Consider the following 26,522-nt stretch of genomic DNA (forward strand, 5'->3'; position numbering starts at 1 on the left):
CCGCCAGGCGTTGTGCCTGGTGAGGAGGGTGCCGTGATGACCGCGACACTGAACGACCAGACCGGACGTAAGAAGCGGCCTGAGCCATCGGCTGAGGCGAAGGCCGCGGCCGAGTTGGTCCGGGCGGCCAAGGAACAAGGGCTGTCCCTGACCGGCCCGGACGGGCTGCTCAAGCAGTTGACCAAGTCGGTCCTGGAGACCGCGCTGAACGAGGAGATGACCGAACACCTCGGCTACGAGAAACATGAGTCGGCTGGGGTGGAGTCGGGCAACATCCGCAACGGCACCCGCTCGAAGACGGTGCTGACCGAGGCCAACGGGCCGGTGCAGATCGACGTGCCGCGGGACCGGGCTGGCACGTTCGAGCCCCAGATCGTCCGCAAGCGGCAGCGCCGCCTGTCCGGGGTCGACGAGGTCGTGTTGTCGCTGTATGCCAAAGGGCTGACCACCGGAGAGATCAGCGCTCACTTCGCCGAGATCTACGGCGCCTCGGTCAGCAAGGAGACCATTTCGCGGATCACCGACAAGGTGATCGAGGAGATGACCGACTGGTCCCATCGCCCGCTGGATGCGATTTACGCGGCGGTGTTCATCGACGCGATCGTGGTCAAGGTCCGCGACGGGCAGGTCGCGAACCGGCCGTTCTATGCCGCGATCGGGGTCACCCTCGACGGGGAGAAGGACATCCTCGGGCTGTGGGCTGGCACGGGTGGTGAGGGCGCGAAGTTCTGGATGAGCGTGCTGACCGACCTGCGTAACCGGGGCGTGAAGGACGTGTTCTTCCTCGTCTGCGACGGCCTCAAAGGCCTGCCCGAGGTCGTGACGAACGTGTGGCCGCAGACGGTGGTGCAGACGTGCATCATCCATCTGATCCGCAACACCTTCCGGCTCACGTCGCGCAAGTACTGGGACGCGCTGAAGCACGACATCAAGCCGATCTACACCGCAGTGAACGCCCAGGCGGCCCGCGCCGCGTTCGACGACTTGGCGGAGAAGTGGGGCAGGCGGTATCCGGCGGTGATCCGGTTGTGGGACAACGCGTGGGCCGAATTCATCCCGTTCCTCGACTACGACGTGGAGATCCGCAAGGTGATCTGCTCGACCAACGCGATCGAGTCGTTGAACGCCCGCTACCGACGGGCCGTGAAGGCCCGTGGCCACTTCCCCAACGAGCTGGCCGCGTTGAAGTGCCTGTACCTGGTGACTCGGTCCCTGGACCCCACCGGAGCAGGCAGAACCCGATGGACGATGCGCTGGAAACCCGCGTTGAACGCCTTCGCCATCACCTTCAGCGACCGCTTCCCCGCCGCTGAAACCTACTAACCAAGATTGCCGAAAACACCGTTAGCGAGACAGCCCCCCACTGGGCGGGAGATGGGTATTGCTCAGCCTGTCGACTAACTTGATCTTTAACCTGTGCGGCGTGGGCGGGGATTGACGGGCTTCGGCTTGTTTGTAGCTGCTGTCTTGGCGGTCGTGGTGGTCGCGGTGTGGACGTCGTGGCGCGGGGTGGGGTGGTTGTTGCGGCGGCCGGGTGGTCGCCCGGTCCTGGCCGGGAGGGTTTTGGTGCACCGGCCGGGCAGGTGACTGTCGTGCGGAGGTGTCGAAACCCTCGGCGGACGCGGGCGGGTGACAGACGCTGCGGTGGCGTGGGTTTCTCCCAGGGGCGGCGCAGGGTCAGGCTGCCGGGGTGCAGGTGATCATGGCGGCCCGCCCGGCCTGGATCCTCCCGTTTACCGGGCTGCAGCCCGCCCAGTTCCGCAAGCTGGTCCGCTTGGTCGCCGAGCGTGGCGGTGACGCGATCAGTCCACCGCACTGGCCGCCCCGTCAATGGCGTCGGGTCGGGCCCGGCGACATCGCCGGGCCCGGCCCAGGGGAAAGGGAGTAGGACAGTCAGGCCAGGTCAGCCGGCCCGCAGGGCGGTGGCGGCGGTCGGCCAGGTGCGCTCGTTGGTGACGTCGGCGAGCTTGATGCCCTTCAGGATCCTGGTCATCTCCGCGTCGGAGAGCCGGCCGTCGCTGTCCACCTGGATGGTGGTCTTGCCGTCCGGGCTCCAGGCGTTGCAGAAGCCGTTACCGCACTTCGGCTCGGCCGGCGGCTTCTCGCCGTCCGGCAGCGCCTGGTTCGAGTTGGCGTTGGGACCGACGAAGATCTGGAAGCTGCCGGGGGGGTCCTCGCCCTCCGGGCCGCCGTACGGCTCGACCAGCCCGGTGGTGGGCAGGGCCGGGGCGGCGAAGATGGCGCCACCGTAGTTTCCGTCGCCGGCCGCGGCGATTCCGTTCAGGCCGGCGTAGGCGTGCTGGCCGAGTTCGGCGGCGTGGTAGCCGGCGGGCAGGTACCCGACGGTGAACGGCACCCGGGCCGGCGCGGGGACGCTGGGCCGTAGCCCGGCCACCAGGGCACGCAGGTCGGCGACGGCGACGTCGGACGGCTCCGCGAAGCTCTCCGCCACCGCCCAGGCGTTGTCGGTGTACTCCCAGGCGAGCGCCCGGCGCAGGTTCGCGCCGTAGGTCGGTCCGTCCTGCTCGATCGCCGGATGCCCGTCCACGGTGACCCGGTTCCCGGTGAACTTCTCCGCGTCGAACGCGCCCGGCCGGTAGACGGTCAGGTAGGCGTAGAGCTGCCGCGCGTCGTCCCCGGGCTTCGAGACACCCTTGGGGCCGGCGGCGCCCTTGGGGCCGGCGGCATCCCGGGGCTCGACGACGTCCTTCGGGTCGACGGCGCGATCGTTGGTGACCAGGCCGTCCATGTGCAGCGGGGCGATCTGGTAGGCGGTCGACACGACGATCGGGTCCTTCACGTGCAGCTTGCCCGCGTCGAACCGCTGGAAGACGTACTGGAACGGGTCGTCCGGGAACTCCCAGCCGGCGGCCGGGGTGAGCGGCGACGCCGTCACCAGCGACGTGCCGGCGGCGGCCTGCTCTCCGGCGGTCGGGCGGACCTCGGCGTCGGGTAGGCCGATGCTGACCGCCGCGACCACGCCGGTGACGGCGAACGCGGCGGAGGCCACCGTCCACCCTGCCCGACGACGCCGCTGCACCTTCCGTCCGGCGCTCACGATGTCGTCAACCGTGTACCGCGGCGACGGCGCGTCGGAGGTCACCTTCTCCACCAGTTCATCTGCGCGCACTGGTTGTCTCCCGTTCTAGATCGATGGTGTGGTCAAGGTCGATCTGATCGTGGGCCAGGACCTCGCGCAGCCTGGCGAGGCCGCGGGAGGTCTGACTCTTGGCGGTGCCGATGTGCCAGCCGAGCACGCTGGCCGTCTCCTCGAGGCTCATGCCGAGGTAATGGCGGCAGACCACGGCGGCGCGCTGCCGGGGCGGGATCTCCCGCAGAGCCGCCCTGACCCGCAGCCGTTCGTCGACCGCAGTCGTCGGGTCGCGCTGCGTCGCCTCAGGCAGCGCATCACCGGCTGAGCGTTCCCGCCGCCACGGGCGGCGTTTCTCGTCGATGGCGGCGCGGACCACCATCGTCTTCGCGTACAGGTCGGGTCGCTCCAGCCGCGGCCACCGTGGATACAGCTTGGCCAGAGCGGTCGCCGCCGCGTCCTCCGCCGTGTGCCAGTCACCACAGGTGACGTACGCCAGTTTCCGCAGCACCGGCAGATGGGCGGCGACGAACTCCCGGAAGCCTTCCTCATCCTCGGCTTTCACGCGGGTAGAACGGAGCGGGGGCCGGCAAATGTTGCCGCGCGCGGGAATCTTTTTCCTCAACTTCTCCGAGCCCGCCCCGGATCCCCCTTCTTGCAGCACAATTCGCCGAAGTGTCAGCTGGAGTCGGGTATGCGGTTCCCCAGCGTCGCCAGGGTCGGGGCATGACTGTTTCCACTCCTGGCCTGTCCGGCTTCCGCCGTGCCGGCGCGCTCACCGCCGCCGCGCTGGCCGCCGTGGCGCTCGGTGTCGTTCCCGGGGCCCGCGCCGACGCCGCCGGCGGCACGCTGCCGATCGGCGACGCCGACCTGACCGAGGTACGCACCAGCACCACCCTGGCCTCCGGCGTCACGCTGACCCGCATCGTGCGGGGCACCGAGCCGGCCCTCGCCGACCAGATCAACACGACCACGCGCGGCCCGTGGGTGGTCAACGTGCTCACCATCGACCCGCGCCGCGCGCGGGGGCACCTGAAGGCGACGTACGGCCCGGACCTCGGTCAGGTCGAGAAGACGACCGATCTGGTACGCGCCTCGGGCGCCCTGGCCGGCGTCAACGCCTCGTTCTTCACCTTCACCGCCAGCCAGCAGTACCCGGGTGACCCAGTGGGGCTGGGGCTCTACGGCGGGAAGCTGCTCAGTGAGCCGACCACCGAACCGGCCGAGGTCAACTTCATCGTCGACGCCAACAGCAACCAGGCCCTCACCGGGAAGGTGGCGTGGTCGGGCAGCATAAGGAACCGGCGGACCAACGCCACCCTGCCGCTGGACTTCATCAACCACCCGCCGGTGATCCCCGCCGACTGCACCGCCCTCACCGACCAGACCCAGTGCGGTGTGCCCGGCGACGTCGCGCAGTTCACCCCCGAGTTCGGCGCGTCCACCCCGGCCGGCGCCGGCGTGGAGGTCGTCCTCAACCGGCTGAACTGCGTGGTCCGCACCGCGACCACCCGCGGCACCACCCTCGCCGCCGGCCAGACCTCGTTGCAGGCGACCGGAAAGGACACCGTCGCCCTGCTCGGCGTCGCCGGCAAGGGGTGCGTGGACCGGGACTCGACGCTCACCGACCAGCAGGGCCGGAAGCTGCCACTGCGGCCCGGACTCTTCGGCGTGAACGGCCGGTACCCGCTGACGGCGGACGGTCAGATCGTGGTGCCGGACGGCGCCCCCGGTGACAGCTTCTTCGCCCGCAACCCGCGCACCATCGCCGGCACCACGCGGGACGGGAAGATCGTGCTCGCCACCATCGATGGGCGGCAGACCACCAGCGTCGGCACCACCCTGGCCGAGACCGCCGCGGTCGCCCAGGCGCTCGGCATGTACGACGCGATCAACCTCGACGGCGGCGGGTCCACGGCGATGGCCGCCGATGGCGCACTTGTCAGCCACCCGAGCGGGGCCGAGCGGGCCGTCGGTGACGCGCTCGTCTACGTCGCCGGCCGGTACCGCAGCGGCAACTGACGGACGTCGCAGCAGGCGTCCCGGTCCTAAGCAGATCCGGTGCGGCCGGTCTCCGTGGGTCGGGGGCCGGCCGCACGGGGCGGGCCGGAGCTGGAACGGCAGGAGCCTCGCCCAGTATCCGGGCGAGGCTCCTGCCGCTTAGCAGGCGGCCAGAGGTCCGCGTCGACTGCGCTCTGGCCGTTATCCCACTCAAAGTAGGGGTGTGTTCGGTGGCGGCCAGGGCCGCGCAGATCGATCGGAACGATCGATGACATGGTCCGTTACGCGACGTAGTCGGTTTGGAGATAATGCCTGGTCAGACCACTACCTACCGTGAACCCGTCATCACGATCGGCCTCGGTGTCGGCGTCTACTCCGCGGAGTTGACCAGCCGCCGCCCTGGCCCCAGACGGGAGAAACATATGCGTACCAAGAAACAAGCCCGGCGGTTCGGCGCCCGAGCGTCCGTACTCGTGCTCGGTCTCGTCGCGGCCGGAGCGGTGATAGCCCCGGCGAGCCCGGCGTCCGCCGCGGTCCCCGGCCTGGTGCGGGTCGCCGTGACCAGCGTCAGCAACTCGGCCGACTTCCGCAGTGCCACGGCGACGTGCCCGGCCGGGAAGGTGTTGACCGGTACGGGCTACGAGCTGAACGGCGTCACCGGCGAGGGCGTCGTCGACGACCTGCGCCCCAACGGCGGCCCGGCCACCGCGCCGACGGCGGTCACCGTGGGCGCCTACGAGACGGAGGCGTTCGCCGGCAACTGGTCGGTGACGGCGTACGCGATCTGCGCCAACCCCCTGCCGGGCCTGGTGCGGGTCTCCACGGTCAGCGTCACCGACTCCGCCGACTTCCACTCCACCACGGCCACCTGCCCGGCCGGCAAGGTGCTGACCGGTACAGGCTACGAGTTGAACGGCGTCACCGGCGAGGGTGTCGTCGACGACTTCCGACCCAACGGCGGCGTCGCTGCGGCGCCGACGGCGGTCACCGTCGGCGCGTACGAGTCGGACGCCACGGCCCTGAACTGGTCGGCGACCGCGTACGCCATCTGCGCGAACCCGCTGCCCGGCCTGGTGCGGGCGTCCACGGTGGGCGTCAGCAACTCACTCGACTTCCGTAGCGTCGTCGCGAACTGCCCCGCCGGGAAGGTGTTGACCGGCGCCGGCTACGAGTTGAACGGCGTGACCGGCGAGGGCATCGTGGACGACTTCCGCCCCAGCGGCGGTCCCGCGACCGCCCCGACGTCGGCCACCTCGGGTGCGTACGAGGAGGACGTATTCGCCGGGAACTGGTCCGACACGGCGTACGCCATCTGCGCGACGGCGTAGAAACCACTCATCCGGTGCAGCCGCCCCGCGAAGGCGCGGGGCGGCTGCACCTGTGACTGGTCGGCTCAGGAGCCGCCCTGGCGCTGGATCCGCCCGTCGCCGGAGACCTTGGCCCGGCCCAGGTCGCCTTCGGTGCCGGCCGGGCCGGTCGCGGTACGGCGGTGCCGTTGGTCCGGCGAGTGCTCCATGGGCGAGCCCTGGCGGCCCGGAGCACCGCTGCCCGAATGCCGCCGACCTCGCGCCGACTCGCCGCCGCTGTCGTGTTTGTTCTGCTTGTGGCTACCCATGAATCGCGCGTACCCGGTCACCGGGCGGCTAGTCACAAGCGGACCCGCGTGCGTCAGCCGTTGGGTGTCCGCGAGGTGGGCAGGATTGGGACCGTTCGTGGCAGCCGTTCACGCTGGTCCAACGGGAGCCATTCACCATGGGGATCCAACAGATCGATGAGCTCGACGAGTTCATTCTGTAGGCGTACCAGTCGCTCGTTCCCGTGCTGGCCTCGGGCTTCCACGTCGTCCACCTCATCAAGAAGGCGGGTGAACCAGGACGCGAACCTCGGGTCGGTTTCGAGACGATCGCAGAAGGCCGCGTATCCCATTACCTCGGTCACTGCGCCTTCAGGCGACTCCACCTGGTTGAGCATGACTTCGCCGATGGCGCGCTGGTGTCCCCTGAACACGCGGAACGGGCCGGTTAGGGCGTCGGTCGCCAAGGGATGGTGAATCCGCTGGATCGCGGTGAAGAGCTCCTTGGTGCTCTTCACTGAGTCAAGGTCGAGGAAGCGCTGCTCCCGGTGGAGGACCTCCAGCCAGCCCAGGTGCTCGGCGAGGACGTACACGGTGTTGTGGCGCACGTAGTGCTGGTCCTCGCTGTCGCCGGAGTGCAGGTATTGGCGTAGGAGGTTTCGGCTGAGCACGTTGTGCAGCCGAGACTGCAGCGACTGGGCCGACCACAGCAGTGGCACCCGATAGCGTCGGAACAACTCTTCGGCGAGTTCGACCTTGTCGCGGTTGCGTGCCTCGTCCTGCAGGCGGTGGGTGACGACCGCAGTCCGGTACGTCACCGCAACGCTGATCAACGACACGGCGGCGGACACTACCGCGATGACGATCTCTGGCCCCATGCCGAACAGCTTGCCTGGCCCCTTTCCGGCAGATGCGTTCGACCCGCCGATCTGACAGTGCTGTGGAGGGGTAGGGCAGGCAGGCACTCGATACCGCGATATGGCGTCAGCGGACGGCGCGCGGGGATGCCCGACCGTAGCGTCCGAACGGAGCAGGTGCACACGCACGCGATCTGAGGGAGGCGACCGTGCAGAGGCCGTTGCCGGGGGAGCAGGCCCCGATCACCGTCAACGTGGGCCGGTGGCGGGCGGGGTTGCCGCCGGACGCTTGGCCCGACAACGTCCCACCGAGCGGCGACGTCTGGCGGCGCGACGTCTTCGCCGTGGCCGACGCGTACCGGGCCGGCTCGGCCACCACCCGGCAACTGCTGTCCGCCGTGCTGATCTGGGGCTACGGACCCATCGGGTACGGCCCGTGGCGCGCCGCCAGGTCGCTCGGTGCCGACCCGGATGGCAAGCGCCTGGCGTACGCGCTGGACGAGGTGTCCGCGTCAGTGCCCGACGAGGACGCGCTCCGCACGGCTTACCGCCGCTTCCGCGACGCGGACCACGCTCGTCTGCCGTGGTTGGGGCCGGGCTTGTTCACGAAGGTTCTCTACTTCGTCAGCTACCGGCGCGGGATGGGTGGTGTGCAGCCCCTGATTCTCGACCGTGTGGTGGCCAGCCAGCTCCCCGCCGAGGCCGGTGTCGGCCGCCGCGGCGGGTGGTCATCCGAGGAATGGCTGGCCTACCTGCGCTGGGCGGCCGAGCGGGCCCAGATCAGTGGGGTCGAGGCGGACGCGGTGGAGATGGCGGTCGTCCACGACCGGTGAGGTGGCTATCGAGCGGCGCGTAGGCGGGTGTCCAGTGCGTCGAGGTCGGGGACGAACCAGATGTGCCCGCCCTGGTTCGACTCGTGCACCAGGGCGCGCAAGGCGGAACTCTTCGCGAGCTGCGCCGAGATGTCGCCGACGACGGCCAGCCGCAGTCGATAGTTGACGAACTTCTGCATCACCTCACCCGCGAAGCGGGTGCCCAGCGAGAAGAATCGCTCGTCGAACCGGTTGGCCGGCACGGCCACCACCTGGGCGCCGAGGAAGGCCGCGCCGATCAGGTCCAGCGCGTCCTGCTCGGTGGCGACCGGCGGGCCGGCCGGGTCGCACACCAGCACCGGCACCCCGGCGCGTTCCTGGATCTCGTCAGGCATCGTGGACCTCCCGGTCGAGTAGGCCGTTGTCGGCGTTGAGGACGGCGTCGAGCAGGTGCAGCAGTTCGGCGGTGGACGCTGGGTCACCCAGGATGATGATCTTCATGCGGTGGCGGTCCTCGTCGTGCACGGTCTGCACCCGCAGTGGGTTGGCCGGGTCGTGACCGGTGTTGGCACTGGCGAGCACGAGCGTGCCGAGCCGATCGGCGGCGGTCCGGTCTACGCCGTCGATCTGCACGATGCTCGACACCTCCGCCACGGAGGTGGTGGTCGCGGCGGCTCGGGTCTGCCCGGTGAGCGCGTCGAGGTCGCTGGCGGCGATCCGGTACTGCTTGCCGATGCGTACCGCCCTCAGTCGGCCGGAGCGGATGTAGCCGCGCACGGTGCGCACGTGCAGCCCGAGCCGCTCGGCAACCTGCTCAACTGAGTACATGTTTTCCTTCATCACTCCCTATTCTATCCAGATGCGGAAGTTTGGGGAGTGATGGGGAGGCCATGCGGTCTGAATCGTTGACGACATCAGCTCCACAGGGCCCCCAACACACTCCCGGCAACGCTGCCCGCGGCGTCATCGGGCTTGAGCTGCCGGGCGGGAGACCCGCGCCGAGGATCCCCCCGGTGTCGGATGGGTCCAGTACCGTCTGGAAACCATGGACGCGCGGCGCGGCGACGCCATCATCGGGCGGGATCACCCCGCGGGTCTGCTGCGCGCTGAGCTGGACCGGGCCACCACCAGCCACGGCGGCCTCGTCCTGGTCACCGGCGAACCGGGCATCGGCAAGACGACGCTGGTCACGGCGGCGGCCCGGGAGGCCCGGCAGCGCGGGGCGCTGGTGCTCGGTGCCGCCTGCTGGGATTCCGACAGCGCCCCCGGTTACTGGCCGTGGGTGCAGGTGCTGCGCGGCCTGCGGCGCTCCGCCGACGACTGGGCGGTGGCGCGACCTACCGCGGAACCGGCGCTCGCGGCCCTGCTCGGCGAGGCCGACACCAGCAGCGAGCAGGCCGGCCGCACCGCCGGTTGGGCTGGCGTCGACGCCGGCACGGACATCGCCGACCGCGAGGCGTTCGCCCTGTACGACGCGGTGACCGCCGCGCTGGTCGCGGTCTCCCAACACCGGCCGGTCGTGGTCGTCCTCGACGACCTGCACTGGGCCGACCCGGCCTCGCTGCGGCTGCTGGCCTTCGCCGCCCAGCACACCTGGTTCGAGCGGCTGCTGCTGATCGGCACCTACCGCGACGCGGAGGTCGAGTCGGGCGAGCACCCGTTGCGCCCGCTGCTGATGCCGCTGGTCACGAAGGCGACCACGATCACCCTCACCGGCCTGTCCCGGGACGAGGTGGCGGCGCTGATGGCGCGTACCGCCGGCCGGGAGCCAGACTCCGGCCTGGCCGACGAGGTGCACCGGCGTACCGGCGGCAACCCGTTCTTCATCGAGCAGACGGCCCGGTTGTGGCACGCCGACGACGCGGCCGGCACCATCGCACCCGGCGTACGGGAAGCAGTCCGCCGCCGCCTGGCCCAGTTGCCCTCGGCTGTGGTCGAGGCGCTCACCGTCGCCGCCGTGCTGGGGCGCGAGTTCCACCGCCAGGTCCTCGCGGCCTGCGTGGCCGCCCCGGCGGCGCAGGTCGACCGGCTGCTCGACCGAGCGGTGACCGCACGGTTGGTGGCAGCCCGGGGTGGGGGTCGGTTCGCGTTCGCTCACGACCTGGTTCGGGAGACGCTCTACGAAGGGCTGACCGACGACGACCGGCGGGCCCGGCATGGCGCGGTCGTCCGGGCGGTCGACGACCTGCGGGAGCTGACCGACCTGCTGATCCCGGCCGACCTCGCCCGCCACGCCTACCTCGCCGGCCCCGCGCTCGACCGGGCTCGGGTGGCCACGCTGCTGGTCGCTGCCGGGCGGGACGCGTTCGCCCGGCTGGCCACCGACGAGGCGGCGGTGCACTTCCGCCGGGCGCTGGAGGTCGTCGAGGACCGGGCGCAACGAGTGCGGATCCTCATCGAGTTCGGCGAGGCCCAATATCATCACGCCGGCCGGGAAGAGGCTGGCGCGCTGCTCACCGAGGCCGGGGCGCTGGCTCGCACACTCGACGACCCGGTGCTGCTGGCCCGCGTCGCCCTCATCGTGAACCGCGCCCGCCAGGTGGAGACCGTCCATCCGATCGAGGCGGCGGAGCTGGTGCGCGAGGCGTACCGGCGCCTGATCGGCGAACCGGAGGCCGACGCGTCGGTGGGCACGTTGATCGCCGACCTGATCACCGCCACCGAGACGATCGCCCGTCGGGGCCAGGACGACGAGACGCTCACCTTCAGCCTGTGGGCCCGCCACGACACCACCTGGGGGTTGGGCACCGCGGCGGCCCGAGCAGCGCTCACCTCGGAGATCCGGGACGTGGCCCGCCGCACCGGCGACCGGGAGACCGAGCTGTGGGCCACCTCGCTGCGCTGGGTGGCGCTGCTGGAGTTGGGCGATCCCCGCTTCGTCGAGGAGTTCACGTCCTTCGTCACCGGCGGCGGGCAGGACGACCTCGCCCGACACCGGATGGCGGCAGCCGTCGACAGCGGGATCATCGCGGCGTTCCGGGGTGACTTCGCCGAGGCCGACGCGCAATTCACAGTCCTCACCGACATCACCGACCCGGGCCACGCCGAGTTCGGGTTCATGGGCCATCACCTGCGCTGGTCCCGACTGCTGCTCCAGGGCCGGTTCGACGAGATCGACACACTGCTCAACGAGCTGGCCCCGGCCGACTACCCCTACCGGGAGCTGCTGCGGGCGATCACCGCGGCGGAGCGCGGCGACGACGAGACAGCGGTCCGGTTGACCGCCGGGATCGAGACCGCCGACATCCGGTACCCGCGCCCGGTGTCGCCGCTCTGGCTACGCCTGCGTGCGCAGGCCGCCGCGGCGTCCCGCGACCCGCAGCGTTGCGACGACGCGCGGGCCGCGCTGGCCCCGCACCGTGGAGAGTGGACGGTAGGGCTCTTCGGTTGCGACATCAGCGGCCCCGTCGACCACTGGCTGGCCGTGGTCGACGCCGCGCAGGAGCACTGGGACGACGCCATCGCCGGTTTCGCGGCGGCCCGCGACGCCGCCGCTCGGATGGGCTCCCGGCCCTGGTCACTCATCGCCTGCGCGGGGCTGGCGAACGCCCTGACCGGCCGTGGCCAGCCGGGCGACGCCGAGACGGCGGCCACACTGCGCGCCGCCACCGCCCGGGACGCCACCGCCCTCGGCATGGGCCAGGTGCTCGACCGGCTCGCCGGCCCGGCACCCACCGCCGCCGGCAATCCAGGCCAGGCCGCCGAACCACGCGAGGCCGTCGAACCACGCCAGGCCGTCGCGCCGACCCAGGCCGCGCCGGTCGCGCCCGCCGTCGATGAGTACGAGTTCCGCCGCGACGGCCCGGTCTGGCAACTCGCGTACGCGGGTGTCGTGGTGCACCTGCCCGACGCCAAGGGCCTGCACGACCTGCACCTGTTGCTGAGCCGGCCGGGCAGCGACGTGCCGGCGGTGGAGTTGCTCGACCCGGCCGCCGGGCCGGAGCTGGTCGCCGCCCGACGAATGGGCGGCGACCCGGTCCTCGACGACGAGGCGAAGGCTCGCTACCGGCGACACCTGGCACGCCTCGACGAGGAGATCGACCGGGCCGCCGCGCGCGACGACGGCCGGAAGGTGGCCGCGCTGGACGCCGAGCGGGGTGCGCTGCTCGACGAGCTACGCGCGGCAGCGGGGCTGGCCGGCCGGAGTCGCCGCCTGGGCGACGAGGCCGAGCGGGCCCGCAAGACGGTGACCGCGCGAATCCGGGACACGCTGCGCAAGCTCGACGAGCGCCACCCAGCCCTCGCCAGTCACCTGCGTGATTCCGTCTCGACCGGCAGTACCTGCCGTTACCTGCCGCCCGAGCCGCTGCCCTGGCGGCTCTGAACCCGTGGCCGGCGCGACTCCCGATCGACGCCGGCCGTGGGTCCGGCTCAGTCCTTGAGGTCGGAGTTGGGCTCCAGGACCCGGGCCAGCCAGTCGGATTGGGTGCGCCGTGCCGCGTCCGAGACGCGGACGTGGGGAAACAGCGCCGAGAAGCCGTGGAATCCGCCGGCCCACAGGTGCAACTCGGCCTGGCCACCGGCCGCCCAGATCCGGGACGCGTAGCTGACGTCCTCGTCGCGGAAGACCTCGGCGGTGCCGGCGTCGATGTAGGTCGTCGGCAGGCCGGACAGGTCGTCGGCCAGTGCGGGCGAGACGTACGCGGAGACGCTCTCGCCGGTGTGCTCGCCGAGGACGCTGCGCCATCCGAACGCGTTCATCTCCCGGGTCCAGACGCCGTCCAGCCCGCTGTACTGGAGGCTGGAGGTGGTGTTGTTGCGGTGGTCCAGCATGGGGCAGGACAGCAACTGGGCGGCGATGGTCGGGGTGCCGAGGTCGCGCGCCATGAGCGTGACCCCCGCCGCCAGGCCACCTCCGGCGCTGGCACCGGCTACGACGATGCGGGCGGGATCGATGTCGAGGTCCGTGGCGTTCTCGGCCACCCAGCGCAGGCCGTGGTAGCAGTCGTCGACCAGGGTCGTGCCGGTGACCTCCGGGGCCAGCCGGTAGTCCACGGAGATCACGACGGCGCCGAACCGGTCGAGCCATTCCAGCGGGATGTCGATGTTCGAGAAGCGGTCGCCCCACATCATCCCGCCGCCGTGGATCCAGTAGACGCAGGGCGCTCCGGCGGCACGGTCGGTGGGGCTGAGGATGGACAGCGGGATCGGGGTTCCGTCACCGGCGGGAACGGTGACCTCGCGCCGCTCGACCGCGCGGCCTTCCAGGTGGGTCTCGATCGACGGCTGTGGGAAGTGGCGCAGCTGATCGATCACCTCGGGGCCGAGGGGCGGCATGGGCGGCAGTTCGGCAAGGGGTACGAGCAACTCGGGGTCGATGCCCGGTCGGGGGGAGTTCATCAGGATCCTTTCGCTGACACGGGTCGGGGTGACGGGTGCGGTCGCCGGTTTCAGAAGGTGGCCTTGCCGCCAACCGGCACCGCGTCGGTGTACGTCGAGTCGCCGGCCAGCAGCGGCTGAAGCTTCGCGACCAGGGCCTGTGCCGGCTCGCCGGCGAAGAACGCGCTGTGCGCCTCGGCGCTGGTCCAGCCCTCGATGACGTGCACGACGTCGGGGTCGGAGGCCGAGCGGGAGACGAGGAAGACGACGCAGTCGTCGTGCGGTAGGGACGGCGCGTCGAGCAACAGCTCGACCAGTTCGTCGGCCTTTCCCGGCTGGGCGGTCATGGTGGCCTGGAAGCCGTGGTGGACGGTCATGAAGTGACTCCTCATCGTCGAGCTGTGCTGTGCTCTCCGGGAAACTGACACTCCAATGGAAGCATCGCCACCAGCGGATTCGTTAGACAGATGCTCGCCGACCCTTGCCTGATCCTCTCGTTGTCACGACTATCGGGCTTGTGCTTGAATCGGGTCGTGAACCTTGACGAGCTGCGGGCGTTGTTGGCTCGCCACGCCCGGCCGGACATGAGCACCGTCATCGACGGCGTGCTGATCTCGAAGGTCGAGCGTCAGACGACACCGACCACGTCGATGTCGGGCACCGTGCTCGCGCTCATCGCTCAGGGCGCCAAGCAGATGGCACTGGGCGACCGCGTGTACGAGTACCGGGCCGGCCAGTACCTTGTCGCGTCGGTCGACCTGCCGGTCACCGGCCATTTCACCCAGGCCAGTGCCGACTCGCCGGCCCTGGGATTCGGGCTGCTGCTGCACCCGGCCACGGTCGCGGAGCTGCTGTTGCAGGCGGCGCCGGGCGATCTGCCGCCGCTGCCCGGCGGGACGCCGTCAGGGATGGTGGTCAGCGACGCTCCCGACGAGCTCTGCGACGCGGTGATCCGACTGCTTCGCCTGCTGGACCGGCCCCGGGACGTCACGGTGCTCGCGCCCCTGATCAAACGGGAGATCCTGTGGCGGCTACTCACCGGGGAACAGGGTGCCGCCGTCCGGCAGCTCGGTCTGGCTGACAGCAGCCTCAGTCACGTCGCCCGGGCGGTGCGATGGATCCGCGACCACTACGCGCAGTCGTTCCGGGTGGAGGATCTGGCCCGCCTGTCCGGCATGAGCGTGTCGGCGTTCTATCGCAACTTCCAGGCGGTGACCGCGATGAGCCCGATCCAGTTCCAGAAGCAGATCCGGTTGCAGGAGGCGCGACTCCTTCTCGCCACCCACCCCAACGACATCACCGGGGTGGGCGTCCGCGTCGGCTACGAGAGCCCGTCGCAGTTCAGCCGTGAATATCGCCGCCAGTTCGGCGCGCCGCCCAGCCAGGACACCGCCCGGCTACGGGGGATCACCCGAGCCGATGTGCCGGCGGTCGTCTGACCGCCGGCGTCCACCCCCACCTGCGCGACGGGCGCCGCCACAGCCGTGGCGGCGCCCGTCGGTCGGATCAGGGTCAGCGTCGGTTGTACCGGTACATGGTGAGCGTGCCGAAGACGACCACGAACCCGGCGCTCCACAGCAGCAGCCACATCGTGGCCGACGGGTCCGACTCGCCGCTCATCGCCCCGCGGATCGCGGCCACCAGTTGCGTCACCGGGTTGACCTTCACGAACGCCTGGAGCCAGCCGGGCATGGTGCTCGGCTCCACGAAGACGTTGCTGAGGAACGTCAGCGGGAACAGCACCATCATGCTGACCCCCATCACCGACTTCTCGCTGCGCAGGATCAGCCCGAAGAACGTCCACACCCAGGAGAACGCGAACGAGAAGACCACCAGCAGCCCGATCCCGGTGGCAACACCGACCACCCCGCCGGCGGGCCGGAACCCGAGCACCAGCCCCAGGCCCAGGATGACCAGGGCGGCGAGGATGTAGCGCAGCACGTCGCCGAAGATCATGCCGACCAGGGCGGCCGGTCGCCAGACGGGCAGCGTCCGGAACCGGTCGAAGATGCCCTTCTCGATGTCGGTGTTGAGACCGATTCCGGTGTACATGGTGATCATCACGACGCTGGTGACCATGATGCCGGGCAGGAAGAACTGCAGGTATTCGCGCGGGCTGCCGGCGAGGGCACCACCGAACAGGTACGTGAACATCAGCACCATGATGATCGGGAACGCGGTCACGTCGAAGAGCTGTTCCGGCACGTGCTTGATCTTCAGCATGGCCCGCCAGCCGAAGGTGAGCGACGCGCCCAGTGCGCTCGGTCGAGGCGGTCGGGAACCGGGCGCGAGCACGGTCGCCAACGCCTCGGCGGACGGTACGTAGACGGACGGGGCCCGTTCGGTCGTGGTGCTCGCGGCGTTGCTCATCGGGCTGCCTCCAGCTCGTCGTCGCGCTCGTCGGCCGGAACGGCGGGGTGGTCGGTCAGGGCCAGGAAGACCTCGTCCAGGCTCGGCTGGCCGAGGGAGAAGTTGTCGACGACGATGCCGGCGCGGGCCAGGTCGCCGAGCAGGCGAGCGGCCTGGGTACTGGCGTCGAGGTCGGTGCCGGCCTCACCGACCCGGGCGGTCAACGCCATCGGATCGGCGGCGAGCTGCACCGGTACGTTGAGCGCCTCCCGAAGCACCTTCTCCGCCTCGGGCCGCTGCCCCGCATCGCGCAGTCGCAGGTGGACGGTGCCGGAGCCGATCGACGACTTCAGCTCACCCGGGGTGCCCTCCGCGATCACCCGGCCGTGGTCGACGACCGCGATCCGCCCGGCGAGCTGGTCGGCCTCGTCCAGGTACTGCGTGGTCAACAGCACCGTCGTGCCGTGCGACACCACCGCCCGGACGATCTCCCACACCTGGTTGCGGCTGCGCGGGTCGAGGCCGGTCGTCGGCTCGTCGAGGAAGAGCAGATCGGGGGTGTTGAGGATGCTGGCGGCGATGTCGATGCGCCGCCGCATCCCACCCGAGTACTTCTTCACCTGGCGGTCGCTCGCCTCGGTCAGACCGAACGCGGCCAGCAGGGCCGCCGCGCGCTCACGGGCGGCCGGCTTGGGCAGGCCGAGCAGGCGGGCGAGGAGCACCAGGTTCTCCGTACCGGTCAGGTCCTCGTCGACCGAGGCGTACTGGCCGGTGAGACTGACCCTGGAGCGGACCTTGTCGGCCTCGGTGACCACGTCGTGCCCGAAGACCCGCGCCGAGCCGCCGTCGGGCCGCAGCAATGTCGCGAGCACCCGGACAGCGGTCGTCTTGCCCGCCCCGTTCGGGCCGAGCAGGCCGTAGACGGTGCCGGCGGGCACCTGCAGGTCGATGCCGGCCAGCGCCCGGGTCTCCCCGAACGAGCGGGTGAGCCCTTCGGCCTCGATGGCCAGGCCGGTGCTGCGTCTATTCATGATCCTTACCTTTCGTCGGGCGTGTTCAGGAGACATAGGGGCGCGCCGCGCGGCCGTCGCGTAACGCCAGGCCCCACCAGCGGAGCTGGTCGAGCAGGACACTGGCGTCCCGGTGCAGCTCGTCGGCGCACTGTGGTGTCGGCTCATCGGCGAGCAGGTCGATCCCGACGACGTCGCGCACCGTCATCGCGTGCAGTGCGGTGAAGACCGTGCGCAGTTGGTCGACCGCGTGCAGTCCGGTGGACCGGCAGCCGTACGACACGAAACCGACCGGCTTGGCCTGCCACTCGTCATACGCGTAGTCGATGGCCTGTTTCAAGGGTGCCGGGAAGCTGTGGTTGTACTCGGGGGTGACCACGACGAACGCGTCCGCTCTGCCCACCTCGCGGACGAACGCCCGGATGGACGTGGTCGGCTCGGCGGGATAGCTGGCCGGGAAGTCGTACTCGGTGAGGTCAACGACCGTCACCGTGAGGTCGTCGTGCCGTGTGGCCAGGTCGACGAACCAGCGGGCGACCCCGTCGCCGGCGCGTCCCTCCCGGGTGCTACCGATGATCACGGCGATCCTGAGCGGCGTCATCGTCTCCCCTCCCGGCCTCGGTGTCCCACCAGTCAGGCGCGAGACGGCGGCCGGCGGGCCGCTAGATCGGAACTAGCGGCCCGTGCCTGCGGCGTTTCGCCGGACGCGATGTCGGTGGCATCGGCTTGACTGGGGCCGAGGAACGGGGGCGGGATGGCACAGGTACGCATCGAGCCGTGGCGCGAGGACGACCTCGACCTGCTGCGGCAGCTCAACTCACCGGACACGCGCAGGCACACCGGCGGCCCGGAGACCGACGAGCAGGTGCTCGCCCGGCACGAGCGGTACGTGCACTTCGCCGATGACGGGCGGGGCTGCATGTTCACCCTGGTGCTGCCGGACGGGGCGCGGGCGGGCAGTGTCGGCTACTGGGCCCGGGAGTGGCGCGAGCAGCCGGTGTACGAGATGGGCTGGGCGGTGCTGCCCGCGTACCGGGGGCAGGGGCTGGCCACCGCCGCGGTGCTCGCGGTCGTCGACGTGGCCCGAGCCCGGCGGACCCGCCGCTACGCGCACGCCTACCCCTCGGTCGACAACCCCGCCTCGAACGCGGTCTGCCGCAAGGCCGGCTTCACCCTGCTGGGCGAGACCGGCTTCGAATACCCGCCAGGGCACCTGATGCGCGCCAACGACTGGCAGCTCGACCTGACCGCCCCGCCGACGGGCTGACGCCGGCGGGGCGGTCAAGCGTTCACCAGGGCAGCACCCCGTACCCGCCACCGGCGTCCATCTGGAAGCCCCAGAGCAACCCGCTCGGCCCGTCGGCCGGCAGCGTCGCCAGGTGCACGCTCACCTCGGCACCCTGCTCGGCGGTGCGGAAGCCGCTGTTGCCGTTGAAGTCGGTGGCGCAGTAGCCCGGGTTCGCCGCGTTCACCTTGATCGGGGTGTCCCGCAACTCCTTGGCGTACATCGCGGTGAGCATGTTCAGCGCCGCCTTCGACGACGGGTACGGCACCGAGGCCAGCTCGAACAGCGCGCCGTCCGGGTCGGTCATCACCGCGATCGAGCCGACCTCGCTGGAGACGTTGACGATCCGTGCCGCCGGTGCCCGGAGCAGTAGCGGCAGCAGCGCGTTGGTCACCGCCGCCACCCCGAACACGTTCGTCTCGAACACCCGGCGCAGTGTCGCCAGGGTCGTCTCGCTGGGCAGCGCCCGCGTACCGTCGCCGAGGAAGATGCCGGCGTTGTTGACCAGCACGTCCAGCCGGCCGTACTCCGACTCCACCAGCTTCGCGGCGGCGGCCACCGATTCGGCGTCGGTCACGTCCAGCGGCACGAACCGGGCGTCCGCCCCGCCGTCGCACAGCTCCCGCTCGGCGGCCCGACCCCGCTCGGCGTTCCGTGCGCCCACCAGCACGGTCATCCCGAGGCTGCCGAGCTGTCGGGCGGTGGCGAGGCCGATCCCCTTGTTGGCCCCGGTGATCAGGGCGGTCATGTTCGTCATGCCGTCGAGCCTGTCCCGGTGGGCGCCCCCGGGGGAGAGACCAGCCGAGGCTGGGACCGGCGGTACCACCCTCGCCGGCTTCGTCCGGAGCATGCTGGAGGTATGACGAGCAGCGGCCTGCGGCGTGACGAACTGGCGGCGTTCCTGCGCACCCGCCGCGCCCGGCTGCGCCCCGCCGAGGTCGGGCTCCCCGAGGGCGAACGCCGACGCACCCCGGGGCTGCGCCGGCAGGAGGTGGCCCAGCTCGCCGGGATGTCGATCGACTACTACATCCGGTTGGAGCAGGGCCGTGGGCCGCACCCGTCCCGGCAGGTGCTCGCCTCGATGGCCCGGGCGCTGCTGCTGAGCCGGGACGAGCGGGAGTACCTGTTCCGGGTCGCCGGGGAGACCGCGCCGCCGTCCGGCGGGCCGAGCCGGGTGGTGCCACCCGGGTTGCGGCACCTGATCGACGCGATGACCGAGACCCCGGCGTACCTCGTCGACGCCGCGTACCAGGTGCTGGCCTGGAACCGGCTGGCCACGTACTTCGTGGGGGATCTCGCGGCCGTGCCGGACACGGACCGCAACATGATCCGCTGGATGTTTCGGCAGCCGGTGACCAGCGCCCACTGGACCGACGCCGAAACACTCCGGTTCGTCCGCGGCACCGTGGCGGACCTGCGGGCCGCCTACGGCCGTTACCCGGCCGACCCGGCGATCCGTGAGCTGGTGACCGAGCTGCTCGGCACCGCGCCCCGGTTCGCCCAGCTCTGGGCCGAGCACGACGTCGAGGAACGCCGCCCCACCGTCAAGCGGGTGCCGCACCCGGACCTGGGGCCGTTGGAGTTCGAGTGCCGTGTGTTGCTGGTACCGGAGACCGACCAGCGGATGATCGTCTACGTCCCCGAGCCCGGCTCGCCGACCCAGGCGGCGTTCCGCCGGATCGCCGAGCGCGTCGCTTCCTGACCTGACCGGCAGCCGACCAGCCCGTCCCCGTGGTCGGACCGCCGGTAGAGCACGCTGTGCCGCTCCCGGGTGCGCACCACCAGGCCGGAGCGCAGCAGCACCCCCAGGTGGTAGGAGACGGTGGCCGGTGCCAGCCGGTGCCGCTCGCTGAGCTGCCCGGTGGACCGGGGCACGTCCAGGTCCGCCAGGATCGCCGCCCGGCTCGCACCGACCAGGTCACCGAGCCGGCCCGCCCGGTGCTGCTCCGCCGGCCCGGCGCCGACCGGATAGACCAGCACGGCGTTGCCCTCGTCGCAGAGCTGGGTGGACAGCTGAGGCCAGGCCAGCGCCGACGGCGCGAGCACCAGCTCCGCGCCGGTCAGCGCCGTGGTGATCCGGTACGAGCTGTCGATGGTCAGCGACCTGCCGGTCCAGCCGATCTTCGGGTGCAGGCTGTTGAGCATGCTGCCCACCCCGGCGGTGGCCATCGCGGTGGCCCGTACGGCCAGTTCGGCCTCCAGCGTGGCCCGCACCGCCGGCCACTGCTCCGCGAGCGCGGCCTGCCAGAAGTGCCGCAGCCCGTCGGTGACCCGCCGGGCCAGGGTGCCGTCCTCGACCGCCGCCCGGACCCGCGCCGGCATTCCACCGGCCGGGAAACGTTCGTTCACCTGCACTGCCACCTCGTCGGCGGGGGTGGCCGCCATGGCCGCCAACTGCTGGTCGAAGGCCGCGTCGAGCGGGCCCAGCGGCGGCTTCGGCGTGAGCAGGTCCGGCGTGTAGCCGAGCCGGCCGGGCGGCGTCACCAGCTCCGCGACCAGGGCCACGTCGGGGTGCCGCAGCGCGGCGCGGGCGGCCGGGCCGGGATCGCCGTGCACCGGATGCCCGAAGCGCGAGAGCGCGGCCCGCAGCCAGGATGTCACCTCCGCGGCCGGCGAGATCGCCAGCCGAAGCCGGGCGAGGCTCGGGCCGTCCAGATGCGCGACCATCACAGCGCGGATCGTACAAGCGGAGGCACCGACGTGCAGTCCGCATTCGAGCTGGCTCGAATCACTACCCGGTGGCTCGGCGGACCAGGTTGGCTGCGACGGCACAACCACTCGTCCTGAGGAGAAGCCGATGCGCCCACCCGCCTCCGCCCGCCCCGCCGGCCGGCTCGGCCGCACGATCGCCCTGGTCGGGCTCACCGCCGGCCTGCTGGCCGTGGCGCCCGCGGCGGTGTCGGCCGCCGTCCCCGGCCCGACCGACACGACAACCGACGACACGACGACCGGTGACGCGGCGGCCCGCGGCTGCGCGCGCGCCTTCGACCGCGCCGTCCAGGCGTACGTGGAGACCACCGCCCGGCGCGACCTGGACGGCTTCGCCGCGCTGCTGCACCCCGACGTCACCAGCGTCTTCGCCTCCGACGGGGAGGTGCTGGACGGCAAGCGGGCCACCGTGGACTGGTTGCGCGGGTTCTTCGCCGACGACTCCTGGACCCAGTCGTTCAGCGTTGCCAAGCAGACCGTGGTGGGCTGCCGGACCGGCTTCGTGCTGTTCGACTCCGTCTACGCGGTGCCGGCCACCGGCACCCGGGTGCCCCTGCTGATCGGGGTCAGCTACACGTACCAGCACGGTCGGTGGCTGGTGCTGCAGAACCAGGACTCGGTGGGCCGGATCTGACCAGGGGGGTCGCCATCCGGGGGAGGGGCGGGCGCGGCAGCAGCGGCGCCCGCCCCGTGGCGGCGGTCAGACGGCCTTCTCGAAGGCGGCCACCGCCAACGGCGCGATCTTCGCGATCAGCGCGGTGCCGGCCGCCAGGTCACCGTTGGTCGCCGAGGCGTCCACCTCCATGGCGAAGTTGCCGCGCACCAGGACCAGCGTGCACTGGTGCCGGATCGCCTTCCCCGCCAGCCGCTCGCAGAAAGTGATCACATCCGGGCCGTTCGGCACCGGCGGGGGAGACGGCCGGACGATCGTCGACGTGCGCCCGTCGTCGGGAACCACGTACTCCTTGCACGTCGCGAGGACGGATCGCAGCTCGTCGGCGAGCTTGCGGCCGGGGACCTTCAGGTAACCGACCACGTACTGCCGGATCCACACGGACTCGCCGTCCCACAGCCGCTCGCGGTAGGCGGTGCGTTTGATGTCCGACGGCAGGCTGGCCGAACACAACGAGATGAGCTTCCACGCCTCGGTGTTCTCGTCGGTGTACTGGGCGGTCTCCGGGTGGAACGTCGCGTCCAGGTTCAGCATCGCCCCGGTCACCCTGCTGCGGACCTCGGCGATGGAGGTGGGCGCCGGGCGCGGCTTCGGCGGGGTCGGTGAGGCCGACACCGGGGGCGCGGACCAGCGGGGAACCTCGGCGGCCTGGCTCGGGGCGCAGGCCGCCGAGGCGAGCAAGAGCAACGACAGCGGAGCCAGGATGGTACGGCGGAACGACATCGCCGGGGGCGGTCCTTTCACACGAAAAAGGGGGCCCGGCTGGGCCCCCTTTCACTATGTGCGCCGAAGTCGGCCGTCGCGTTACGCCGGCAGGTAGGCGAAGGTGTCCGGGTTCGGGCCCTGCCGCCCGGCCTCGCCCTTGTCCAGGGCGGTGATCCGCTCCATCGCCGTGTCGTCCAGCTCGAAGTCGAAGATCCGAGTGTTCTCCTCGATCCGCTTCGGGGTGGTCGACTTCGGGAAGATGATGTCGCCGCGCTGCACGTGCCAGCGGAGCACCACCTGTGCCGGGGTCCGGTCGAGCTGCTCGGCGATGTCGACCACCGTCGGGTCGTCCAGCACCTTGCCCTGCGCGATGGGTGACCACGCCTCGGTGAGGATGTTGTGCTCGCGGCCGTAGGCGCGGACCTCCTCGTTACCGAAGTACGGGTGCACCTCGATCTGGTTCACCGACGGCACGACGTTCGCCTCGGCGGCCAGCCGCTGCAGGTGCGACACCTGGAAGTTCGACACACCGATCGAGCGGGCGCGGCCGTCGCGCTGGAACTCCTCCAGCACCTTCCAGGTCGAAACGTAGTCGCCGTCGTAGAGGGTCGGCAGCGGCCAGTGGATCAGGAACAGGTCGATGTAGTCCATCTTCAGCGCCGCGAGCGTCGAGTCGAACGCCCTGCGCGCGTCATCGGGGCGGTGGAAGCTGTTGTTCAGCTTGCTGGTCACGTAGACCGCGCCCCGGTCCAGGCCGGAGACGCGTACCGCCTCGCCGACCTCGGCCTCGTTGCCGTACATCTCCGCGGTGTCGATGTGTCGGTAGCCCGCCTCGAACGCCGTGGTCACCGCCGCGACGGTGTCCTTCGGCTCGATCTGGAACACCCCGAAGCCGAGCTGCGGAATGGTGGTGCCGTCGTTCAGGCTGATGTCGGGAATCGTGTTGGCCACTGCGGCTCCTTCGCGTCATCTTCGTTGCCTGTCATCCATACCCGAGCGGGAGGTCGATTCACCGCTCAACCCGGGGTGACGAGCGCAACGTCGGGTCCGTTCACCCGGTCGTGTCGAACAGCACCGGCCAGGGCCGTGCCGTCGGCACCGAGGGTGGGGCCGGTGCGGGCGCCACGGGCTCGGCGGCGGTCAGCACCTCGGCGGCGAGCTGCCCGAACATCGACGCGGCTGGGTGTGCCGACCGGTCCGGCCAGGCCGCCGAGGTGCGCTTCGCGAGTGGTGCGTCGGCGATCGGCCGCCAGGCTATCCGGGGTTCCCGTCGTGCCACCGTCGCCGGTTCCACGGCCACCGCGCCACCACCCAGCACCAGCCCGAAGAGGAACTCCGGGTTGCGCGCCGGCCGGACCCGCGCCGGCCGCCAACCGTGCCGGTGGCACACCGCCAGCACATGGTCGTGCCAGCCGGGCGCGGTGGCCCGGGGCGCGGCCACCAGGTCCAGACCGGCCAGCGACGCGAGCGGCACCTCACGGCCGCGGGCCAGCGGCGAGGTGCGCGGCAGGAGCACCCCCAGGGGTACGTCGACCGGGGCGCCGAAGCGCAGCCCGTCCGCCGCGACCGGGTGGTGCACCAGCCCCACGTCCAGGGTCCGCTCGGCGAGCATCCGCACCTGCTCGGCGGTGGTCAGCTCGTGCAGCTCCACGTCCAGCCCGGGTGCCCGGGTGGTGAGGCCGTCCAGCAGCGCGCGCAGCGTCACCGCGGGCGTCTCCGGCGGCACCCCGGCCCGGAGTACGCCCAGCTCACCCGCGCGGATCTGCCCCATCAGGTTGCGTAGCCGGCCCTCGCCGGCGAGCAACTCCTCCGCCTCGCCGAGCAGCAGCTCACCGGCGGTGGTGAGGCGTACCTGGCGGCGGGACCGGTCGAACAGCTCGACCGTCAGTTCCCGTTCCAGCCGCTGGATCGACTGGCTCAGCGGCGGTTGGGCCATCCCGAGCAGCTCCGCGGCCCGCCCGAAGTGCAGCTCGTGGGCGACGACCACGAAGTGTCGCAGGTGTCGGAGCAGGTCCACCGCCGGGACCCTACGCCAGCGCCGGCATCGTGCCGCTGGATACCGTGCCTGGGTGGACGTGGGGGAGCACATCGAGACCATCTTCGCCGGCGCCGGGGTGACCGCCAGCCTGCACGCCGTCGACCTGGACGCCGTCGACCTGACCGTCGAGCCCGCCGACGGCCCGGCGGGCGGCGGTCCGGGGGTCGGGGTGCGGGCCGACGAGCAGGTGGTGATCGCCTCGATCTTCAAGATCCTGCTGGTGCTGGAGTTCGCCCGACAGGTCGTCGCCGGCCAACTGGACCCGACCGAGCGGATCCTGGTCACCGCCGCCGACCGGCTCGGCGGTTGGGGGCTGGCCGGCTGCACCGACGATGCCGAGGTGTCACTGCGCGACCTCGCCTACTTCTCCATGTCGGTCAGCGACAACACCGCCGCCGATCTGCTGCTGCGCCGGGTCGGCCCGGACCTGCTGCCGATGCTCGCCGCCGAGCTGGGGCTGACCCGCACCCGCGTCCTCGGCGGCCCCCGGGACCTCGTCGAGGCGATGCTCGCCGACGTGGGTGCGCGCACCGACGCGGAGTTCGCCAGGATCTTCCCCACCCTGCCGCCGGAGAGGGTCTGGGCCATGCGGGTCTTCGATCCGTCGCGCACCACGTCCAGCACGGCCCGGGAGATCACCCGGCTGCTCACGCTGATCTGGCGGGACGAGGCCGGGCCGCCCGAAGCGTGCGCGATGGTCCGCACCTGGATGGCCCGGCAGCTCTTCTGGACCCGGCTGGCCGCCGGTTTCCCGCCGGGCGTCCGGGTGTCCGGCAAGACCGGCACCCTGCCCGGTCTGCACCTGGAGGCCGGCGTCGCCGAGTACCCCGACGGCGGCCGGTACGCCATCGCCGTCTTCGCCCGCGCCGACCGGCTGACGCCGCGCCGGATCGACGTGGACGTGGCGATCGGGCACGCGGCTCGGACGGCCGTGGAGGCGCTGCGTGGCGACTGATTTTCCGCCCGTCCGAGCCTCTTCACACCGTCCCTGAGCGGGCCCGATATGCGGACGCGTATCGGAGCCGGCGGTGTTGGATCTTGGACCTGGGCCGGGTGGCGCTGATTGGCTTTTGTCGACCAGTCGCCCGATCACGGGGAGTAGATCCTTCATGCCCAGCCTCGACCGCCGCCGCTTCCTGCGCGACGCCGCCGCCACCACCGCGCTCGTCTCCACGGGCGGCCTCGCCGCCACCTCCGCCACCCCGGCCCAGGCCGCACCGGCGGCCGCCGCCTCCGCGCCGACCAGCCGCCGCAGCGGCGCGGTCAGCTTCCGCTGGTGGGGTACGGCCGGCTGGCGCATCGACATCGGGGACCGGACGGTGCTGGTCGACCCCTTCCTCAGCCGGATCGACACCGGCCTGTTCACCGGCGCCTTCAACACGGCCACTCCGTTGACCGTGCGCACCGACGTGATCGACGCGCACGTCGATCGCGCCACGACGGTGCTGGTCACGCACACCCACTGGGACCACTTCATGGATGTGCCGTACATCGCCGGCCGCACCGGCGCGCGGGTGTTCGGCACGCTCACCGCGTACCACCTCGGGTTGGCCTACGGGGTGCCGTCGGCGCAGCTCAGCGCCGTCAAGGGTGGCGAGGTGCTGGACTTCGGCGACCACAGCATCGAGGTGGTCAGCTCGTTGCACAGCCGCAACGCGGCGTACGCGGTGGCCTTCCCGGGGGTGCGGGTGAGTCAGCCGGCGCTGCCAGCGACCGTCGGCGACCTGCCGGAGGGGGACACGCTGGGCTATCTGCTGCGCGTCGAGAGCGGCCCGTCGGTCTACTTCACCGGGGCCAGCGACGTGGCCGAGCGGAACCTCACCGGCCTGGCGCCGGACGTGGCGATGGTGGCCGTGCAGAGCGCCACGACCACCGGCGACTACCTGCCCCGACTGCTGGCCGGCCTCGACTACCCGAAGGTCGTGGTGCCGGTGCACTACGACAACTTCGAGACCCGGTTGCAGAACCCGCCGGTCGTCGCCCCGGCTGACCGTGTCCGGCTGGACGACATGATCGCCGCGGTGCGTCGGATCTCGCCGCGCAGCCGGGTCCTCGTGCCCGAGTACGAGACCGCGTACCACTTCTGACCAGCACCGGTGG

General features: G+C 71.3%; 27 protein-coding genes and 2 pseudogenes. 12 read left to right on the plus strand and 17 right to left on the minus strand.

The window, feature by feature from the left end; genetic code table 11:
• Positions 1-36 precede the first annotated feature (36 nt).
• A complete protein-coding gene (locus ACQEUX_RS32790) occupies positions 37-1,323 on the plus strand; it encodes an IS256 family transposase (protein ID WP_433040727.1) in 1,287 nt (428 codons plus the stop codon).
• 86 nt (positions 1,324-1,409) lie between these two features.
• Here ACQEUX_RS32790 and ACQEUX_RS32795 read toward each other — a convergent pair.
• Positions 1,410-1,675 (minus strand): annotated as a pseudogene (locus ACQEUX_RS32795) (NF041680 family putative transposase); the annotation flags it as partial.
• Positions 1,676-1,690: 15 nt separating this feature from the next.
• Here ACQEUX_RS32795 and ACQEUX_RS32800 point away from each other — a divergent pair.
• Positions 1,691-1,837 (plus strand): annotated as a pseudogene (locus ACQEUX_RS32800) (IS5/IS1182 family transposase); the annotation flags it as partial.
• A gap of 66 nt (positions 1,838-1,903) precedes the next feature.
• On the opposite strand, the gene ACQEUX_RS32805 reads toward ACQEUX_RS32800, so the two are convergent.
• Both ACQEUX_RS32805 and ACQEUX_RS32810 read right to left on the minus strand, forming a co-directional pair.
• Positions 1,904-3,130: a hypothetical protein gene (locus ACQEUX_RS32805; protein ID WP_433056680.1), complete on the minus strand. Its 1,227-nt coding sequence runs from the start codon at positions 3,128-3,130 to the stop codon at positions 1,904-1,906.
• Complete coding sequence (locus tag ACQEUX_RS32810; protein ID WP_433056681.1) at positions 3,117-3,656, minus strand: SigE family RNA polymerase sigma factor; 540 nt, start codon at positions 3,654-3,656, stop codon at positions 3,117-3,119. The genes ACQEUX_RS32805 and ACQEUX_RS32810 overlap by 14 nt, the downstream gene beginning before the upstream one ends.
• 161 nt (positions 3,657-3,817) lie before the next feature.
• Between ACQEUX_RS32810 and ACQEUX_RS32815 the strand changes: the two genes are divergently transcribed.
• Positions 3,818-5,113, plus strand: a complete 1,296-nt coding sequence (locus tag ACQEUX_RS32815; protein ID WP_433056682.1) for a phosphodiester glycosidase family protein — start codon at positions 3,818-3,820, stop codon at positions 5,111-5,113.
• 401 nt (positions 5,114-5,514) lie between these two features.
• Positions 5,515-6,420 carry a hypothetical protein gene (locus ACQEUX_RS32820; RefSeq protein ID WP_433056684.1) on the plus strand — a complete coding sequence of 302 codons (906 nt, stop codon included), beginning with the start codon at positions 5,515-5,517 and terminating at the stop codon, positions 6,418-6,420.
• Positions 6,421-6,485: 65 nt separating this feature from the next.
• Here the strand turns inward: ACQEUX_RS32820 and ACQEUX_RS32825 are convergent, their stop codons facing one another.
• Both ACQEUX_RS32825 and ACQEUX_RS32830 read right to left on the minus strand, forming a co-directional pair.
• A complete protein-coding gene (locus ACQEUX_RS32825) occupies positions 6,486-6,707 on the minus strand; it encodes a hypothetical protein (RefSeq protein ID WP_238657317.1) in 222 nt (73 codons plus the stop codon).
• A gap of 53 nt (positions 6,708-6,760) precedes the next feature.
• The gene (locus ACQEUX_RS32830; RefSeq protein WP_433056686.1) at positions 6,761-7,543 is read right to left on the minus strand and encodes a hypothetical protein; all 783 of its coding nucleotides are present in this window, start codon (positions 7,541-7,543) and stop codon (positions 6,761-6,763) included.
• A 188-nt stretch (positions 7,544-7,731) separates the two neighbouring features.
• Here ACQEUX_RS32830 and ACQEUX_RS32835 point away from each other — a divergent pair, with 188 nt between their 5' ends.
• Positions 7,732-8,355, plus strand: a complete 624-nt coding sequence (locus ACQEUX_RS32835; RefSeq protein WP_433056688.1) for a hypothetical protein — start codon at positions 7,732-7,734, stop codon at positions 8,353-8,355.
• A gap of 5 nt (positions 8,356-8,360) precedes the next feature.
• Here the strand turns inward: ACQEUX_RS32835 and ACQEUX_RS32840 are convergent, their stop codons facing one another.
• Both ACQEUX_RS32840 and ACQEUX_RS32845 read right to left on the minus strand, forming a co-directional pair.
• Complete coding sequence (locus ACQEUX_RS32840) at positions 8,361-8,729, minus strand: DUF4180 domain-containing protein (protein ID WP_433056690.1); 369 nt, start codon at positions 8,727-8,729, stop codon at positions 8,361-8,363.
• Positions 8,722-9,174 (minus strand): helix-turn-helix domain-containing protein, encoded by a 453-nt coding sequence (locus tag ACQEUX_RS32845; RefSeq protein ID WP_433056692.1) that lies wholly within the window; start codon positions 9,172-9,174, stop codon positions 8,722-8,724. Before ACQEUX_RS32845 ends, ACQEUX_RS32840 begins: the two co-directional genes overlap by 8 nt.
• 205 nt (positions 9,175-9,379) lie before the next feature.
• Here ACQEUX_RS32845 and ACQEUX_RS32850 point away from each other — a divergent pair, with 205 nt between their 5' ends.
• Entirely contained in the window at positions 9,380-12,658 is a 3,279-nt protein-coding gene (locus ACQEUX_RS32850; protein WP_433056694.1) for an ATP-binding protein, read from the plus strand.
• 47 nt (positions 12,659-12,705) lie between these two features.
• Here the strand turns inward: ACQEUX_RS32850 and ACQEUX_RS32855 are convergent, their stop codons facing one another.
• Together ACQEUX_RS32855 and ACQEUX_RS32860 are read right to left on the minus strand one after the other, a co-directional pair.
• The gene (locus tag ACQEUX_RS32855) at positions 12,706-13,674 is read right to left on the minus strand and encodes an alpha/beta hydrolase (protein ID WP_433056696.1); all 969 of its coding nucleotides are present in this window, start codon (positions 13,672-13,674) and stop codon (positions 12,706-12,708) included.
• A gap of 50 nt (positions 13,675-13,724) precedes the next feature.
• Entirely contained in the window at positions 13,725-14,030 is a 306-nt protein-coding gene (locus ACQEUX_RS32860) for a putative quinol monooxygenase (RefSeq protein ID WP_433056698.1), read from the minus strand.
• Between the two features lie 156 nt (positions 14,031-14,186).
• Here ACQEUX_RS32860 and ACQEUX_RS32865 point away from each other — a divergent pair, with 156 nt between their 5' ends.
• Positions 14,187-15,092 (plus strand): AraC family transcriptional regulator, encoded by a 906-nt coding sequence (locus tag ACQEUX_RS32865; RefSeq protein ID WP_433056700.1) that lies wholly within the window; start codon positions 14,187-14,189, stop codon positions 15,090-15,092.
• 73 nt (positions 15,093-15,165) lie between these two features.
• Here the strand turns inward: ACQEUX_RS32865 and ACQEUX_RS32870 are convergent, their stop codons facing one another.
• The 3 genes from ACQEUX_RS32870 to ACQEUX_RS32880 are packed head-to-tail and all read right to left on the minus strand — an operon-like array spanning position 15,166 to position 17,613.
• Complete coding sequence (locus ACQEUX_RS32870; RefSeq protein ID WP_433056702.1) at positions 15,166-16,023, minus strand: ABC transporter permease; 858 nt, start codon at positions 16,021-16,023, stop codon at positions 15,166-15,168.
• Entirely contained in the window at positions 16,020-17,033 is a 1,014-nt protein-coding gene (locus tag ACQEUX_RS32875) for an ATP-binding cassette domain-containing protein (protein ID WP_433056704.1), read from the minus strand. Before ACQEUX_RS32875 ends, ACQEUX_RS32870 begins: the two co-directional genes overlap by 4 nt.
• Positions 17,034-17,058: 25 nt before the next feature.
• Positions 17,059-17,613, minus strand: coding sequence for an NADPH-dependent FMN reductase (locus ACQEUX_RS32880; RefSeq protein ID WP_433056706.1), 555 nt, complete (start codon positions 17,611-17,613; stop codon positions 17,059-17,061).
• Between the two features lie 153 nt (positions 17,614-17,766).
• Here ACQEUX_RS32880 and ACQEUX_RS32885 point away from each other — a divergent pair, with 153 nt between their 5' ends.
• A complete protein-coding gene (locus tag ACQEUX_RS32885) occupies positions 17,767-18,279 on the plus strand; it encodes a GNAT family N-acetyltransferase (RefSeq protein WP_433056708.1) in 513 nt (170 codons plus the stop codon).
• A gap of 22 nt (positions 18,280-18,301) precedes the next feature.
• Here the strand turns inward: ACQEUX_RS32885 and ACQEUX_RS32890 are convergent, their stop codons facing one another.
• A complete protein-coding gene (locus tag ACQEUX_RS32890; protein WP_433056710.1) occupies positions 18,302-19,054 on the minus strand; it encodes an SDR family oxidoreductase in 753 nt (250 codons plus the stop codon).
• A gap of 102 nt (positions 19,055-19,156) precedes the next feature.
• On the opposite strand from ACQEUX_RS32890, the gene ACQEUX_RS32895 reads away from it, so the two are divergent.
• Entirely contained in the window at positions 19,157-19,999 is an 843-nt protein-coding gene (locus ACQEUX_RS32895; protein WP_433056712.1) for a helix-turn-helix transcriptional regulator, read from the plus strand.
• Here the strand turns inward: ACQEUX_RS32895 and ACQEUX_RS32900 are convergent.
• Positions 19,930-20,964 carry a DUF5937 family protein gene (locus tag ACQEUX_RS32900; protein WP_433057309.1) on the minus strand — a complete coding sequence of 345 codons (1,035 nt, stop codon included), beginning with the start codon at positions 20,962-20,964 and terminating at the stop codon, positions 19,930-19,932. The genes ACQEUX_RS32895 and ACQEUX_RS32900 overlap by 70 nt on opposite strands.
• Positions 20,965-21,094: 130 nt before the next feature.
• On the opposite strand from ACQEUX_RS32900, the gene ACQEUX_RS32905 reads away from it, so the two are divergent.
• Positions 21,095-21,640: a nuclear transport factor 2 family protein gene (locus ACQEUX_RS32905; protein ID WP_433056714.1), complete on the plus strand. Its 546-nt coding sequence runs from the start codon at positions 21,095-21,097 to the stop codon at positions 21,638-21,640.
• A gap of 66 nt (positions 21,641-21,706) precedes the next feature.
• On the opposite strand, the gene ACQEUX_RS32910 is transcribed toward ACQEUX_RS32905, so the two are convergent.
• From ACQEUX_RS32910 to ACQEUX_RS32920, 3 genes are all read right to left on the minus strand, one after another.
• The gene (locus ACQEUX_RS32910) at positions 21,707-22,402 is read right to left on the minus strand and encodes a hypothetical protein (protein ID WP_433056716.1); all 696 of its coding nucleotides are present in this window, start codon (positions 22,400-22,402) and stop codon (positions 21,707-21,709) included.
• A gap of 81 nt (positions 22,403-22,483) precedes the next feature.
• Positions 22,484-23,335 carry an aldo/keto reductase gene (locus tag ACQEUX_RS32915; RefSeq protein ID WP_433056718.1) on the minus strand — a complete coding sequence of 284 codons (852 nt, stop codon included), beginning with the start codon at positions 23,333-23,335 and terminating at the stop codon, positions 22,484-22,486.
• Between the two features lie 100 nt (positions 23,336-23,435).
• Positions 23,436-24,401, minus strand: a complete 966-nt coding sequence (locus ACQEUX_RS32920) for a LysR family transcriptional regulator (protein ID WP_433056720.1) — start codon at positions 24,399-24,401, stop codon at positions 23,436-23,438.
• Positions 24,402-24,453: 52 nt separating this feature from the next.
• Here ACQEUX_RS32920 and ACQEUX_RS32925 point away from each other — a divergent pair, with 52 nt between their 5' ends.
• Both ACQEUX_RS32925 and ACQEUX_RS32930 read left to right on the plus strand, forming a co-directional pair.
• Positions 24,454-25,377 (plus strand): serine hydrolase, encoded by a 924-nt coding sequence (locus ACQEUX_RS32925; RefSeq protein ID WP_433056722.1) that lies wholly within the window; start codon positions 24,454-24,456, stop codon positions 25,375-25,377.
• Between the two features lie 154 nt (positions 25,378-25,531).
• The gene (locus tag ACQEUX_RS32930) at positions 25,532-26,509 is read left to right on the plus strand and encodes an MBL fold metallo-hydrolase (protein WP_433056724.1); all 978 of its coding nucleotides are present in this window, start codon (positions 25,532-25,534) and stop codon (positions 26,507-26,509) included.
• Positions 26,510-26,522: the final 13 nt, after the last annotated feature.

It is taken from the genome of Micromonospora sp. CA-259024 (genome assembly GCF_050936255.1).
Lineage (GTDB): Bacteria > Actinomycetota > Actinomycetes > Mycobacteriales > Micromonosporaceae > Micromonospora.

Bases quoted from the DNA above. Each gene is read 5' to 3' on its own strand.
- ACQEUX_RS32790 (WP_433040727.1), top strand. From the start codon at position 37: ATGACCGCGACACTGAACGACCAGACCGGACGTAAGAAGCGGCCTGAG.
- ACQEUX_RS32815 (WP_433056682.1), top strand. From the start codon at position 3,818: ATGACTGTTTCCACTCCTGGCCTGTCCGGCTTCCGCCGTGCCGGCGCG.
- ACQEUX_RS32820 (WP_433056684.1), top strand. From the start codon at position 5,515: ATGCGTACCAAGAAACAAGCCCGGCGGTTCGGCGCCCGAGCGTCCGTA.
- ACQEUX_RS32825 (WP_238657317.1), bottom strand. From the start codon at position 6,707: ATGGGTAGCCACAAGCAGAACAAACACGACAGCGGCGGCGAGTCGGCG.
- ACQEUX_RS32830 (WP_433056686.1), bottom strand. From the start codon at position 7,543: ATGGGGCCAGAGATCGTCATCGCGGTAGTGTCCGCCGCCGTGTCGTTG.
- ACQEUX_RS32840 (WP_433056690.1), bottom strand. From the start codon at position 8,729: ATGCCTGACGAGATCCAGGAACGCGCCGGGGTGCCGGTGCTGGTGTGC.
- ACQEUX_RS32845 (WP_433056692.1), bottom strand. From the start codon at position 9,174: ATGAAGGAAAACATGTACTCAGTTGAGCAGGTTGCCGAGCGGCTCGGG.
- ACQEUX_RS32850 (WP_433056694.1), top strand. From the start codon at position 9,380: ATGGACGCGCGGCGCGGCGACGCCATCATCGGGCGGGATCACCCCGCG.
- ACQEUX_RS32855 (WP_433056696.1), bottom strand. From the start codon at position 13,674: ATGAACTCCCCCCGACCGGGCATCGACCCCGAGTTGCTCGTACCCCTT.
- ACQEUX_RS32860 (WP_433056698.1), bottom strand. From the start codon at position 14,030: ATGACCGTCCACCACGGCTTCCAGGCCACCATGACCGCCCAGCCGGGA.
- ACQEUX_RS32870 (WP_433056702.1), bottom strand. From the start codon at position 16,023: ATGAGCAACGCCGCGAGCACCACGACCGAACGGGCCCCGTCCGTCTAC.
- ACQEUX_RS32875 (WP_433056704.1), bottom strand. From the start codon at position 17,033: ATGAATAGACGCAGCACCGGCCTGGCCATCGAGGCCGAAGGGCTCACC.
- ACQEUX_RS32880 (WP_433056706.1), bottom strand. From the start codon at position 17,613: ATGACGCCGCTCAGGATCGCCGTGATCATCGGTAGCACCCGGGAGGGA.
- ACQEUX_RS32885 (WP_433056708.1), top strand. From the start codon at position 17,767: ATGGCACAGGTACGCATCGAGCCGTGGCGCGAGGACGACCTCGACCTG.
- ACQEUX_RS32890 (WP_433056710.1), bottom strand. From the start codon at position 19,054: ATGACGAACATGACCGCCCTGATCACCGGGGCCAACAAGGGGATCGGC.
- ACQEUX_RS32895 (WP_433056712.1), top strand. From the start codon at position 19,157: ATGACGAGCAGCGGCCTGCGGCGTGACGAACTGGCGGCGTTCCTGCGC.
- ACQEUX_RS32900 (WP_433057309.1), bottom strand. From the start codon at position 20,964: ATGGTCGCGCATCTGGACGGCCCGAGCCTCGCCCGGCTTCGGCTGGCG.
- ACQEUX_RS32905 (WP_433056714.1), top strand. From the start codon at position 21,095: ATGCGCCCACCCGCCTCCGCCCGCCCCGCCGGCCGGCTCGGCCGCACG.
- ACQEUX_RS32910 (WP_433056716.1), bottom strand. From the start codon at position 22,402: ATGTCGTTCCGCCGTACCATCCTGGCTCCGCTGTCGTTGCTCTTGCTC.
- ACQEUX_RS32930 (WP_433056724.1), top strand. From the start codon at position 25,532: ATGCCCAGCCTCGACCGCCGCCGCTTCCTGCGCGACGCCGCCGCCACC.